This window comes from Planococcus sp. TJ-201, from assembly GCF_058268495.1.
Genome location: NZ_JBZDOG010000004.1, coordinates 278,927 through 292,414, shown reverse-complemented (window position 1 = coordinate 292,414; position 13,488 = coordinate 278,927). Strand labels below are relative to the sequence as shown.

At 44.3% G+C, this 13,488-nt stretch carries 14 protein-coding genes; 8 read left to right on the top strand and 6 right to left on the bottom strand.

Annotated features, from left to right (window positions below):
• Window positions 1–84 precede the first annotated feature (84 nt).
• Entirely contained in the window at window positions 85–1,410 is a 1,326-nt protein-coding gene (locus tag AC4EG4_RS12025; protein WP_490987968.1) for a sigma 54-interacting transcriptional regulator, read from the top strand.
• Window position 1,411: 1 nt separating this feature from the next.
• A complete protein-coding gene (locus AC4EG4_RS12020; RefSeq protein ID WP_490987967.1) occupies window positions 1,412–2,776 on the top strand; it encodes a YjiH family protein in 1,365 nt (454 codons plus the stop codon).
• Between the two features lie 150 nt (window positions 2,777–2,926).
• Here the strand turns inward: AC4EG4_RS12020 and AC4EG4_RS12015 are convergent, their stop codons facing one another.
• On the bottom strand, window positions 2,927–3,256 hold the full coding sequence (locus tag AC4EG4_RS12015; protein WP_490979076.1) for a DNA-binding protein: 330 nt from the start codon (window positions 3,254–3,256) through the stop codon (window positions 2,927–2,929).
• A gap of 364 nt (window positions 3,257–3,620) precedes the next feature.
• Here AC4EG4_RS12015 and AC4EG4_RS12010 point away from each other — a divergent pair, with 364 nt between their 5' ends.
• The 6 genes from AC4EG4_RS12010 (at window position 3,621) to AC4EG4_RS11985 (ending at window position 8,016) form a co-directional block, all read left to right on the top strand.
• Window positions 3,621–4,520 (top strand): excalibur calcium-binding domain-containing protein, encoded by a 900-nt coding sequence (locus AC4EG4_RS12010; protein WP_490987966.1) that lies wholly within the window; start codon window positions 3,621–3,623, stop codon window positions 4,518–4,520.
• A 468-nt stretch (window positions 4,521–4,988) separates the two neighbouring features.
• Window positions 4,989–5,468, top strand: a complete 480-nt coding sequence (locus AC4EG4_RS12005) for a DUF2975 domain-containing protein (protein ID WP_490979078.1) — start codon at window positions 4,989–4,991, stop codon at window positions 5,466–5,468.
• 10 nt (window positions 5,469–5,478) lie between these two features.
• Entirely contained in the window at window positions 5,479–5,703 is a 225-nt protein-coding gene (locus AC4EG4_RS12000) for a helix-turn-helix domain-containing protein (protein WP_490979079.1), read from the top strand.
• A gap of 50 nt (window positions 5,704–5,753) precedes the next feature.
• Window positions 5,754–6,239 (top strand): DUF2975 domain-containing protein, encoded by a 486-nt coding sequence (locus AC4EG4_RS11995; protein WP_490987965.1) that lies wholly within the window; start codon window positions 5,754–5,756, stop codon window positions 6,237–6,239.
• 269 nt (window positions 6,240–6,508) lie between these two features.
• On the top strand, window positions 6,509–6,838 hold the full coding sequence (locus AC4EG4_RS11990; protein WP_490979081.1) for a PadR family transcriptional regulator: 330 nt from the start codon (window positions 6,509–6,511) through the stop codon (window positions 6,836–6,838).
• Window positions 6,835–8,016 (top strand): DUF2812 domain-containing protein, encoded by a 1,182-nt coding sequence (locus tag AC4EG4_RS11985; protein WP_490987964.1) that lies wholly within the window; start codon window positions 6,835–6,837, stop codon window positions 8,014–8,016. Before AC4EG4_RS11990 ends, AC4EG4_RS11985 begins: the two co-directional genes overlap by 4 nt.
• A gap of 290 nt (window positions 8,017–8,306) precedes the next feature.
• Here the strand turns inward: AC4EG4_RS11985 and AC4EG4_RS11980 are convergent, their stop codons facing one another.
• From AC4EG4_RS11980 to AC4EG4_RS11960, 5 genes are all read right to left on the bottom strand, one after another.
• Window positions 8,307–9,305 carry an SPFH domain-containing protein gene (locus AC4EG4_RS11980; protein WP_490979083.1) on the bottom strand — a complete coding sequence of 333 codons (999 nt, stop codon included), beginning with the start codon at window positions 9,303–9,305 and terminating at the stop codon, window positions 8,307–8,309.
• 32 nt (window positions 9,306–9,337) lie between these two features.
• Window positions 9,338–10,117: a TPM domain-containing protein gene (locus AC4EG4_RS11975; RefSeq protein ID WP_490987963.1), complete on the bottom strand. Its 780-nt coding sequence runs from the start codon at window positions 10,115–10,117 to the stop codon at window positions 9,338–9,340.
• Window positions 10,114–11,142 carry a TFIIB-type zinc ribbon-containing protein gene (locus AC4EG4_RS11970; protein WP_490979085.1) on the bottom strand — a complete coding sequence of 343 codons (1,029 nt, stop codon included), beginning with the start codon at window positions 11,140–11,142 and terminating at the stop codon, window positions 10,114–10,116. Before AC4EG4_RS11970 ends, AC4EG4_RS11975 begins: the two co-directional genes overlap by 4 nt.
• A 48-nt stretch (window positions 11,143–11,190) precedes the next feature.
• Complete coding sequence (locus AC4EG4_RS11965) at window positions 11,191–11,907, bottom strand: PspA/IM30 family protein (RefSeq protein WP_490987962.1); 717 nt, start codon at window positions 11,905–11,907, stop codon at window positions 11,191–11,193.
• 191 nt (window positions 11,908–12,098) lie between these two features.
• Window positions 12,099–13,298, bottom strand: a complete 1,200-nt coding sequence (locus AC4EG4_RS11960; protein WP_490987961.1) for an acyl-CoA dehydrogenase family protein — start codon at window positions 13,296–13,298, stop codon at window positions 12,099–12,101.
• Window positions 13,299–13,488 lie beyond the last annotated feature (190 nt).

The following is a 13,488-nucleotide window of genomic DNA, read 5'->3' as shown; positions in this document are numbered from 1 at the left end:
AATAAAGAAAAAGTAACTATCCCCTTGTAAAGTAATTATTCAATCATGTATAGTCTATACAAGAATGAATAACGGAGGCCAATGATGAATACTTTATTTCTGCTTCCTAATACCGATGAAGAAATCATCGATACTTATGACGAGGATATTATTGTGACTACGCGGGATGGACGAATCATCAAAGTCTCTCCCCACAGTGGTGAACCGTATGGAGTGGCTCCTGAAGATTTACTCGGAAAGTCTGTATACGATTTGGAAGCTGCAGGAATTTTTTCGCCTGCGATTACGCCGCTCGTGCTGAAACAGAAAAAAAAGGTGGTTCTGCGTCAGGATACACCTTCAGGAAGAAAAGTCTTGATTACTGGAATTCCATTGTTTAATGAAAAAGGTGATGTGGAGTTTGTGGTGAGCTACTCTTATGACACCTCTCAGCTGATGGTAATGAAAGAATACTTAGAAAATCTGGAGCTGGAAATGTCCAAAGTCAAAGGCGAGCTAGCTCACTTGCGCAATCAGCAGCTCCGCATTGAAGGCTGCATCATGGAAAGCCCTTCTTCCAGACGGGCACTTCAAATAGCTACGAAAATGGCGCAGTTGGAAGTACCAGTGGTCATTGAGGGAGAACCCGGGACCGGCAAAACATCTCTCGCTAAATTTATACACGGGCAAAGTGAACAGCGGGACGGCGGTTTTATTGAAGTCAATTGCAGCGCCATTCCGGAATCCGTGTTCAGCATCAGTTTTACAGGACTAGATGAAAAAGGCTATATGAGCCTGGCATCAGGAGGAACTCTGGTACTAAATGAAATTGACCGTTTGTCTCCTGCATCACAGGCAGCGCTGTTCAATATTCTACAGCTGCCGCACACTGCGCGCATCATTGCCACCGCCACATCTTCCATAGAAAAGGCAGTACTGGATGGCCATTTTCGGGAGGATCTGTTTTATTTGCTGCATGTAGCACCCATCGAACTAAAGCCTTTAAGAGAGCGGCCGGAAGACCTGGAACATGCCACAAGCCGGATTCTGGAAGAGCTCAACAACAACTACAACCAGCAAAAAACTTTGTCAGATAGCGTGTATTTTCATTTGCTGCAGCTGCCCTGGAAAGGAAATTTCCGGGAACTGCACAATGTGCTGGAGCGCAGTTTTATCCAAAGCGAGTCGGCACGGATTACTTTCGACGATCTTCCGATTGCCTATCGGCCGGATTCAGATGAACGCATCGGGATGGAACTTGATGGCCAAACGCTTCCGGATATTTTGGAATCTGTCGAAAAGAATGTGTTGCTGAACGCACAAAAGCGTTACCGGACCACCACTGAGATGGCAAACAACCTCGGCATCAGCCAACCATCCGTCGTCCGCAAACTGAAAAAATATACGACTACATCATCTGGAGGAAAATGACATGACGATGCTTCAAAATGAAAAAAAGAACATTCGGCCAGCGGATACTTGGAAGTTTTTGATTCCTTCCATTATTGGCGCACTGCTATTTCTATGCCCAATCTCTTACAACGGCGAAGTCACTATTGGCGTCGGCATTCTCGCCTCGTTTCTTCTGACAACGTTCGGTGACGTCATTCCGCCATTTATCGTGATCCTGCTTGGTTTTTCTGCAATCGCCAGCTTAGCAGCGACAACCTTAAAACCTGCTTTTGTGCAGAATTCACCTTTTATGCGCACCACGTTTATTAACGGGCCGTTCGGATTGATTGTTCGTGTCCTTGCTTTCGCATTTGGCATCATGGCCTATTATGAAATCGGGCCAGAAGCCATCGCTTCACGCAATACAGGGGGCGTGGTTCTTTATGATTTGGCGCCTGTGCTGCTGACTTGGTTCCTGTTCGCCGGAATCTTGCTGCCCTTGTTGGTGGAATTCGGATTGATGGAATTTGTCGGCACTTTGCTCAATAAATTTATGCGCCCGGTCTTCACTTTGCCGGGCCGGTCTTCAATCGACGCCATGGCATCATGGATGGGTGCTGCCCCGGTTGGTGTTCTGGTAACCATGAAACAGTACGACGAAGGCAATTATACAGAGCGTGAAGCTTCTGTCATTGCGACAACTTTCTCAATTGCTTCTGTTGCCTTCAGCTTGATTGTCGCAAACGTTGTTGGCATTGGGCATCTGTTTTTGCCATTTTACTTGGCTGTCTCGGTTGCCTGTTTGGTCGCCGCCGTTATCATGCCGCGCATTCCACCGCTGTCCCGCAAAAAAGATACATATTACGCACCGGTTGGCAAACAAATTGACGATACCATTCCAGAAGGTGCTTCCCTTTTTAAATGGGGATTTGACGAAGCCCGCCGCAAAGCCAATCGTGCCGCAAGCCCGAAAAAACTTGCGTTGATTGGCATTGAAACCGTACTAGATATTTGGCTGGCATTGATTCCGCTGGTCATGGCTCTTGGTACGATCGCTTTGATCGTCGCAGAATACACGCCGCTTTTCCAAATCATTTCTTATCCGCTGATTCCGGTACTGACCCTTATGGGGTTGCCCGAAGCATCTGCTGCTGCACCTACTTTCCTTGTCGGATTCGCGGATATGTTCCTGCCAGCTGTTCTCGGAAGCGGAATCGAAAGCGAATTGACCCGCTTTGTTTTGGCTGGTGTATCGCTGACGCAAATCATCTACATGTCTGAAATCGGTATTTTGATTCTGCGTTCGAACATCCCAGTGAAATTCTGGGAATTGGCTGTAATCTTCATTTTGCGTACCATCATCACGCTGCCGATTCTTGTGTTGTTCGGCCATTTATTCGTATAAGAAAATTAAAAATCCACTTCTATGAACTTTACGTTCTTGGAAGTGGATTTTCTTTTTGCTTGGTTATGACATATTGTCAGCCTCACTTGAAAAACTTTGTTGTTCCAAATATGATTTAAAGATCTTGCTAATCTTTTAGTCAAGAGCTGATCATTCTCCAATTTTCAATAGCCAATCACGCAATTTTTTCTTCGGGTAGTACACTTTGTTATTGATCATAATATGTGGAACACCGGGATACTCTTTAATTAAAGATTGTGCATCTTCTTTCGAGATTCCAATAAAGTAATGAACTTCATTTTCTTTAATTAGCTCGTGCTCATCCTCCTCATCAAAAGAATCCAAAAAGCTGTCTGCATTTGGATTTTTGAAGTTTTTCAGTCCCTCTCCTATAAAATATCCTGCAACCGCAATCCCTAAGGCTATCCATAACAAGGCATTTCCTCCTCTCACCCAACATAATATTTCTGAATACTTCATTAACTCTGTGCACAGCATAACATATCGCAGCAGGCAAAACAGAAATGCCGGTTAATCTGAACGGCTCAATCACTTCCAGAATCCCAAATCTGGAAGCCAAGTTTGTTTCATTTGAAAGCCTGTATTGTGAAGAGGGAACTGCAAAGTATGCTTTAAAATTTCAGGATCGATTTAGAGAGTAAGCAATACTATAGTTTTTGCCTGTATTTATACCTGCTACTTAGTGAAGACAGTTCTTATCCTCAAAAAAATATACCAAAATTATTCGAATTCTGTCATAATGGTAGAATATATAAATTTAAGTAAAAAACATACATTTCCAGTTTTATAAGTTTGCAGATTTTAAAAATAAGGAGGAAGCCGAATGAACAGCCGCAACCGTTTTGGAAGACAGAGATTTACCTTTAGAAGTTTCATTCGCAACCTTCCAGGATTTCGATCCAATACGTTATGGAAGAAAGTTCTGGTTATTCCAGTTTACTTGCTCATTGCGCTGATTTTACTCACAGGACTTTTGGGTGGCGGCATCAGCAGCATCGTCAATTTAGTCGTGTTCATTGCCGTTATTATTGCTGTCGTTGCATTATTTAAAGGAAGTTTGCCTCGCTTTAAAATTCCAAACCGGAAAGTGGCTGTTCTCCTTCTTGTCGCTGCTCTTGCGGTAAGCTTCTTCTGGCCAAGTCCAGATCGTGCTGCGGATCCGGCAGTCGAAGTTGAAGCAACAGAGACGGATACTGCCGCTGCTGAAGAAGAGCGATTAAAAGCACAAGAAGCTGATGAAGCAGAAAAAGCGGCTGAGGCGGAAACAGCCGAACAAGTACGTATTGCTAAAGAGAAATCTCAAGCAGAGGAAGAACAAGCGGCTTTAGCACAGGCGAAAGCTGAGGAAGAAGCAAAAGCTGCTGAAGCCGAAGAAGCACGCATTGCTCAAGAAGCCGCTGAAGCCGAGGCTGCAGAGCTTGCCGAAGCAGAAGAAGCAAGGATTGCACAAGAAACTGCAGAGGCGGAAGCGGCTGAAGTTGCCAAGGCGGAAGCAGCGGCAGCCGAACAAGCACGCATTGCGGAAGAAACTGCTGCAGCGGAAGCAACACAAGCCACCTCCTCTAGTTCACTGGAGCACGATCCAGCCGGTCCCGATAAAAACTGTCCAGATTTCTCGACACAGGCTGCTGCCCAAGCATTTATGGAAGCATCCGGACCTGGTGACCCACATGAATTAGACGGAAATGACAAAGATGGTCTTGCCTGCGAGAGCCTTCCTTAATTTTATGGCTTTTGACAGTAAACCAATACTCATCGCTATCTAACTCCTCCCTAAATGGACAACACTGAAAAGTGCTGCCATTTAGGATTTTTTTTTGCATAAACCTGCTGCTTTCTTTGTGGAAGCGAAAATTTCCAAGTCCAACACAAAAGCCGCATGCTGCCATGCGGCTTTTGTGTTGGCTACTCACTTTGCCCAGTTGTGGAAGAAGAAATAGGACACAATGAGCACAATGACAATGATAGAAAGGACGAGCATAGGCACAAAGCCAAAGGTAGCTTCCATTTAAACTCCCCCTCCTTTTACCCTTATCATACTCCATCTTTTTTTAAAAATAAATTAAAATAAACTGTTAATTCGGTTTATTTATAGCGACATTTTATATATTTATAACAACAATTATTTATTGTAAAACGATAAATAATCGTTTATACTAAAATTAATCTTACTCAAACGAGGTGTATAAGCATGAAACGAGAAACTTTATTTTTAAAAATTGTTCTTTTCCTGATGGCTCTGCCAGTAGTCGCTGTGTGTATTTTTGTCGTCCCTCCCATGTCGCGGTTTGTCGGGGAAATCATACCGCAATGGTCTTTCTTGCAATACGTCTTTTTAGTTGCCCTATACGGTACAGCGATTGCCTATTTTGCGGCACTGTATCAAGCGATGAAGTTGTTAAGTTATATTGACCAGAACATCGCGTTCTCGGAGAAATCTGTGAAAGCATTAAAGAATATCAAATATTGCGCCCTTATTATTACCGTCCTGTACATGCTATGCTTGCCAATTATTCTGTATACGGCACAAGTTGATGACGCGCCTGGCCTTGGTGGGCTTGGAATGGTTATTACATTCGGCGCTATCGTAATCGCAGTCTTTGCGGCAGTTCTTCAAAAACTATTGGAAAATGCAATTGAAATAAAATCAGAAAATGATCTAACGGTCTGAGGTGAATGAGATGCCAATTATAATCAATATCGACGTGATGCTGGCCAAACGAAAGATGAGTGTGACCGAACTTTCAGAGAGGGTCGGCATCACAATGGCCAACCTATCCATTTTGAAAAATGGCAAAGCAAAAGCGGTTCGACTATCCACTTTGGAAGCAATCTGCAAGGCGTTGGATTGCCAGCCTGGAGATGTTTTGGAATATCGCCCTGAAGAAGAGGAGCCGTCCTCTTAGCAAGCACTTTTCACTATTTCCATCAATAAATCATTAGTGAGGTGTTCTTAATGAAACTAGCAAAAGGTCCACTGTTTTTTCTGAAATCTGTTCTTGTTCTACTGGCCCTTCTAGCACTTGCCTTCTGTATTTTTGCCATACCTGGCATGGCCACAAGAGATGCAGCCGCCCATCCGGAGACAGCCTATCTGCAATATCCTTTCGTGCTGTCTGCCTACTTATTGTTTAGCTTATTTTTTACCGTCCTTTACCAAACCTTTAAACTGCTGGGCTACATTAGCAAAAGCCTGGCATTTTCAACAGAGGCACTCCAAGCTTTGAAGAAAATCAAATACTGCGCACTCACGCTTACCGCCTTCTTCACAGCAGGATTGATAGTCCTGATTTTTGTCATCGGTGGAGACATCGCAGGCATATTCATGATGAGCCTGATCTGCATTATTGCGTCAGCAGCTGTCGGCTCTTTTGCAGGAGTGCTGGAAAAGCTGACAGCCCAAGCAACTCAGCTCAAAGCAGAAAATGAAATGATCATTTAAAACTTTAAAACATAAAAGCCGCTTTCAGGATCTTTATAACGGAAAACAAAAGGCCTTGCAGACTAACCTTAATGGTTAGCTGCAAGGTCTTTTGTCTTCGGTTTTGCTAACCCTGTTTATCTCGGATGCAGGATTCGTTGGTACCGTTATTAGCCATACCCAGTCTTGAACATGATAAAATCTATTTCATCTTAGCACTACAAAAAATGTATAAAAATATGTCACGTTGTGATATAGTCATGTTGTGACATAAAGAAAAGAGGACTCTTATGGATATTCAAAAAATGTTAAAAAAGTATGTACCTATGACGGAAACTGCTTTTTATATCTTATTGTCTTTAAAAATCCCACGCCACGGTTACGGCATTATCAAACATGTTGAGGAAATCACAGCGGGCCGGCTCAGTCTAGGATCAGGAACTGTTTATGGCACTTTGACAAAAATGCAAAAAGACGGTGTCATTGTAGTTTTCGCAGATGAACAACGAAAGACTGTTTACGAAATTACTGATACTGGAAAAAAGTTATTAACGGAAGAAATAAAAAGACTGAGAGAATTACATCAAAATGCATCAACTTTTGAGGAGGACTTTCAATGAAGAAAATATACCGGCCATTTTGGAGTTACGATGTTGCTAAAACAGAGATATGGCTTTCACAAATGGCTCGAAATGGTTTTCTCGTAAAAAAACTAAATCGATGGACACGCTGTTTTTATTTTAATGAAGAAAAGGTAAATGTTCGAACTTACCGAATTGCTTACGATAAATTGAAATCATCCACTATTCCCAAAACGCTGCAAAACGAAGGATGGGAAACTGCTTTTACTACTGGCAAATGGCACGTCACAACAAATAGCCAGCCTGAACAGACGATTAAAAACTCGCCAATTAGAGATGGGATTATTAAACATAACCAAACGATTACATATTTGTTTTTCGGACTCTTATTTTATTTAGCAAGCGTGCTAATTGCACCCATTTCTTTAGCTTACGCTTATCTTTTCACAGATGAATCTATTTTTTTAGAAGACAGCCCTTATTGGGTTGTTACGTATTTGTTCTTCACACTGGTTATTTCGCTGATTGTGCTGGGTATTTATTCAATCATTGCAATAACAAATACGAATAAAAGTCTTCGAGATCCACTAGCCATCGAATCCTCTCAAAGAAGCAATAAAATCAATAAGCAAAAAGAACAAGAGCTGAAGCACTCGGGACGTTGGGTGACAAAAATCCGATTAGCTTGGATGTACTCCCCTGACAAGCTGGAACACTGGCTTGAGTCAATGGAGCAGCGTGGATTCAATTTGTACCGCGTCAATCCGCTCGGCACTATTTTTCACTTTACAAAAGGCGAGCCACGCCACATTGCGTATCGAATTGATTACCAACGCCAACCACCTGAGAGTTATTTTTTTATTCATAAAGAAGCTGGATGGCATAACCGCTTTGTTTCTTCATCCAATTTGGAAAACTGGACCATTTGGAGCCAGGAATATAGAGAAGACCAAGAACGGCCACTGCTGTATAGTGATTACCCAACTCGGATCAAACAGGCTAAAAAGATGATTATTACTTACACGGCTCTCTTTTTGCCCTTTACACTGTTGTATATTTACTTCCTAATTAACAGCTTTAACCAACAAACTGAGTTATTCTTAAAGCCTTCATGGGGAACGCTTGTATTTATACTATGCATCGGCATTTACGGATCCTTCATGGTCAAATTATGGACGTATTATATGCGGTTGAAAAAACAGGCGACAGTTGAATAAGATGCTATTTTCATCACGTCTTATCCGGAGGCACTTTTTTAAGAAAAATAAAGACCCATTCACAGCATTTGCTGAAAACCCATCATGGAATAGATAGCACCCACTATCCTAAGGAAGTGGTCACGTGGCACTAACTTATTAATGAGCACCATGATTTGAACAGAACCCGAGATGGCTAGCTCATTCCTTTTCTTAAAACTGCTGAAGCTTTTCGGCAGCCTCCTACACTTTACTTTATCGCTCAAAACCGCTGCCGGGACAAAATCCCGACAGCGGCTTTTTATATCTGTTCAACCAAGCTTCTGCCCACAATTCGGGCAAAATTTGGCACCTTCATTTTTCTGGCCGCAGTTTGGACAAAACTTCGGTACAGTCTTTTCGCCGCCATCAGATTGTCCGGCTGAATCGTTCGAACCTGAGCCGGCTGTATTTTGCTGATTGCCTGCATTTGATTCTTTCTGGCCATCCATCATTTCTTTGGCAATGTTCATCCCCATCATCATGCCCGCCATGTCGGAAGCCGTGTTGGATCCAGATGATTTGCCCATGGCATCGGCCACTGACATTTGCTGGTACTTCGCCACATCGCCAACCATGCCGTGCGATGCGCTTTTATTAATCATATCCTGGATTTCTTTTGGATAATTAAAGCTCATGACCTGGAAGCCAGTAACTTTCATGCCGTCGTCCATCAGCTGCATGTTCAAGTCGTCCTGGATGCCTTGGCCGATTTCGTGCGCATTGGCCTGCAGATTGAACATGTCTTTTCCTTCTTTGGTGATCCATCTCATCAAGAGTTGATCTAGTATTGCTGTGATACGTATCTTCACATCATCTACAACATAGCTGTTCCGAACACCCGCAATCTTATCAATCAATCCTACATAGTCGCTTACTTTAAACTGGAAGGTGCCGTTTGCACGGATTGGCATGCCACCCGGCAGCTGGGGCGCCGGAATGTTAATCGGATTTTGTGTACCCCATTTAACCGTGAATTCTTTGGTGTTCACAAACAGCACTTCCACGCGCATGCCGCTGTTGAAACCGAATCGGAAGCCTTTCAGTGTTGACAAGAACGGTACAATTTCCGATTCGATGTCGTATTCGCCTTCGTCTTCAAAGATCCCTTCGACTTTGCCATTGTTGATAAAAATAGCATCCTGTCCGGGACGAATAATAAGCCGGCTGCCTTTTTTCACTTCCTTATTGGTCCATTTCCAAAAAATCATATCTTCCCTGAATTCTTCCCATTCCACTACATCTGCAAATTGATTGCTGAAAAAGCCCATCCTGTTCATCCCCTCTTTCGGTTCAATCCATTTTAGAACTTGCGCCCACCGCCACTAAATGAACGTCCGCCTCCAGTACTTCCACCGCCTCCGAAACCGCCGCCCCCGCTGCTTTTCTTCGGAACTTTGCGGCGTGAGATGGTTTTGTTGCGGAACTGATCGAGCTTGCTGGTCACTTTTGTCTCATTGTCGTCAAAATAAGTGGTGGAGTTTGTTGTTACACGGCCACCCGAGTTATAAAGCATAAAACCGACAATGCCTCCTCCCAGCAGCAATGCAATTGCCAGCTGAAACCAGGTTTTCAGGAAAATACTTTCCGGGTTAACGCCAGGGCGATAGTCCATATAGCGGCTCGAAGTAGTCACCGTTTCATCGAAAGCGCCCGCATAGTCACCGTCCTGCAGATCGGGAACAATTCGGTCCAACACCAGATTCACACGCTGATTATCCAGCGTTGTTTCCGCCGTTCCAAAACCCGCCAAATATACGTCACGCGTTGCGATGTTCATCGACAGCAGAACGGCGTTTTCCTGATTGTTCGCTTCTGCCCATTCATCATAAAAATCACCCATGTAATCCTGGATGTAAAATACTTCTTCATCCGAAATCGTTAAAAAAAGAAATTCCGTTTCCTGCTCCTCGCTGTAATTTGCTGCGACAGCCTCCAATTCCACTATTTCTGATTCGCTCAGCAAATTGGCATTGTCGTAAATGTGCTGATCCACAGCAGCAGTCGCCGCTGTCCCACCGATGCCAATAAAAACCAGCAGAAAACAAAAAGCCAGCAGCCATTTCACCTGGAATGTTCTCACCAAAGAACACCTCCTACAGCAAACGCTATTGCTTTCATGACCGCAAAAGCTGAAGCGGCAATGCCGGTAAACCAGGCAGCCACTTTAAAAGGGCTGATCGGCGGTTTGCCAACCACTTTCCCTGTCTGCCCGTTCATGGCAAAAGTGTGTTCCTTGTTTTCAAAATCGTAATAAACCATCCATACCGGAAATAAGGTGTAATAGACATTTTTTTTATTCGTTTGGATTTGTTTGTTTGTGTAGCTGACAGTCGAGTAGCCGGAAACGGTGCTGCTTATGTACGAATCAATGTATGGCACAATCTTGGATTCGATCCGTGAAAACAGCGCCTCGTCATCGTAATCGTATTTTTCAGCCAAATAGCCTGCCAAGTAAGGCATTCTGAAATCTTTCAGTTCCGCATAATTATAAGGCTCGAGCTTATCCATCAGTTCGTCGTCCATTTTTTCAGAGGCATCTGCAGGCACTTTCAAGTAGCTCAGATCCATTTGCCGGCGCACATCATAAAAATCGGTCTCCGTATAGATGGTATCGCCTCTCGTATAGCTGCGCACCCTCGTCGCAAGTGCCGCCACATCCGCTGTTCCATCAATATCGTACAGCCAAAATGGCACATACATGCCCGTCATTTTCTTGATCCGGTCGCCGCTCGCAAAGCCTCTTGGCGTCAGCCGTCCGTTTTTCGTCCATTTCCGGAAAGCAGCGACTGCTTCTTCTTTACTGATGGTGAAAGGAATTACTTTGGCGGGAGCCAAGTCCCCGCTCAGCCGGTCTGCCAACAGCACTGCTGCCCCGCAAAAACTGCAATGGGTCGCAGTGGTTTCCGCTTCTGTTAAAATGATCGCTCCGCAATTTTCGCAATGGTATTCCTTTGCTTCATCTAGATCAAACTTCCGCAGGATGTTGTTTTCCGGGAATGTCTCGATGTCATCCTGCCTGCCGCAGCTCGGACAGGACAGGTGGCCCGATTCGCTGTCGAACGACATATCCGCACCGCAGTTTGGACATTTATACTGAATGACCATTCCATCTGCCCCCTTTCAGCTTAAAGGAAACTGTCCGTACCAGAGCTATCATTCATTTTTGCCCAACTGGCTTTTTAACGCTTCTAGTTCATCATCCACATTAATGCCTGCTTTCAGCGATTCCAACTCGTCCTCTACAGAAGAGTCGCTGTCGTATTTTGAAGCAAGATCTTTAATATCTGTTCCCGAACTTTTTTTCAGTTCCGACATGGCAATCGCTTCATCCAGCTCCTGGTTGATTTTTTGCTCCATTTTGTCGAAAGCGGAAATCCGCTCGCCGGCTCCGTCCACAGAAGAAGCAAAATCGTTCATGCGTTTTTGAGTCTTTGCTACGGATGCTTTACCTTTTAGCTCAGACCGGCGGGATTCCAGTTCGCCAATATCCGATTCCAGCTTGTCATGCATTTGGCGCATTTGCTGTGTATTGGCAGCAGCGAGTTCTACTGCCGTTTGTTTATCCGTCAGTTTTTCGGAAAGCTCTGCTTTACGCTGCAGAAATTTCCGTGCATCTTCTTCGTTGCCGGCTTCCAATGCTTTAACAGCATAGCGCTGCATATCGCCAATCTCGCTTTCAAACTCTGCAAGTTCCCGGCGCTCCCGCTTTTCAGCAGCCATAATGGCAGCTGTTTCTGCTTTTACTTTCCCCAAATCACTGTTTAAATCGCGCAAGTACTGATCAATCATTTTTTTTGGATCTTCTGCTTTGTCTAAAAGCGCGTTAATATTGCTTGTCATGATGTCTTTAAATCGTTTTAAAATTTCCATCATCATTCTCCTCTTTTGTGTGGTTTTTTGGGACTGCGAGCAGCCACTCTTTCTTAATGAAAGAATTACCCTTTACCTGTAGAGATTAAGCATACAAACCAACCAAAATACCAGCTGCTGCGAACAGGAGATGAAAAAAATTCTCTACTTCAGTATATCTTATTGCACGCTTCAAGTAATATTTCGTAAAACTATTCGGTTTGCTGCTCCCATGCTGGCAATGTTTTCGACAAGGCTTTGTCTTCCTTGTAACCGAGAACATATTCCGCTTGCATGATAGTATGGATTTCACGCGTTCCTTCGTAAATGACCGGCGCTTTGGAATTGCGCAAGTAACGGCTGACCGGGTATTCATCCGAATAGCCGTAGGCACCATGGATTTGGAAGGCGTCGTCTGCTGCCTGATTAGCAAAATCACACGCCTGCCATTTTGCTAATGACGTTTCACGCGTGTTGCGTTTGCCTTGGTTTTTCAGTTCGCCTGCGCGGTAAACGAGCAAACGGCTCATCTGAAAACCCGCTTCCATGTTGGCAATCATTTGCTGGACCAGCTGGTGCCGGCCGATTTCCTTGCCGAATGTCTGGCGTTCACGGCAATAGTTGACACTCGCCTCCAGGCACGCCATAATCTGTCCAACCGCTCCGGCAGCAACCGTGAATCGGCCGTTATCGAGCGCCGACATTGCGATTTTGAATCCTTCGCCTTCTTGTCCCAACAAATTCTCCGCCGGAACTTTGAGGTCTTCAAAAAACAGTTCGCCGGTATTGCCTGCTCGAATGCCGTGTTTGCCTTTGATCGCCTTAGAAGAAAAACCAGGCCATGTACGCTCGACAATAAAAGCAGAAATTGCCCCGTGCTTTTGCGACTGCTCGCCCGTATAGGCAAAGACCAGAAAATGATCTGCTACGTCACTCAAGGAAATCCACGTTTTCTGGCCGTTCAGCACATAATGGTCGCCTTTGTTTACAGCTGTCGTCTTCATCGCCGCTACATCTGATCCTGCACCTGGCTCTGTTAATCCGAAAGCGCCGATCCTCTCACCTTTCGCCTGAGGAACGAGGTAGCGTTTCTTTTGCTCTTCTGTTCCCCATTGGAGAATGGTCAAACTGTTTAAACCAGTATGAACAGAAACAGCCGTCCGGAAAGCTGTATCTCCCCGCTCCAACTCTTCACAAACAATCGCCAAAGAATTGTAATCCATACCGCTGCCGCCGTATTTTTCCGGAATGCAAACGCCCATCAGCCCAAGATCAGCAAGCCTGCCATAGATCGCCGGGTCCATTTTGCCAGCACGGTCCCATTCTTCAATAAACGGCATGATTTCTTTATCAACAAAGCTCCGTGTGATGCTGCGCAGCATCTCTTGTTCTTGTGTGAATGAAAAGTCCATTTTGTATCGCCCCTTTCCATTTTGCTTGCTGCAAAAAAAGCCAGCCCAAAAAGACAACAGCAAGACTGCTTGTCTGGATGAACTGGCTTCCATCTACATCTAAAATCTTTGCAGACTTGGCAGTATGTGTTTCTGTTTTCTGTGCTTTTATTTTTGTCATTTTAATAGAGAAAAATCAAGTCAGATCTCA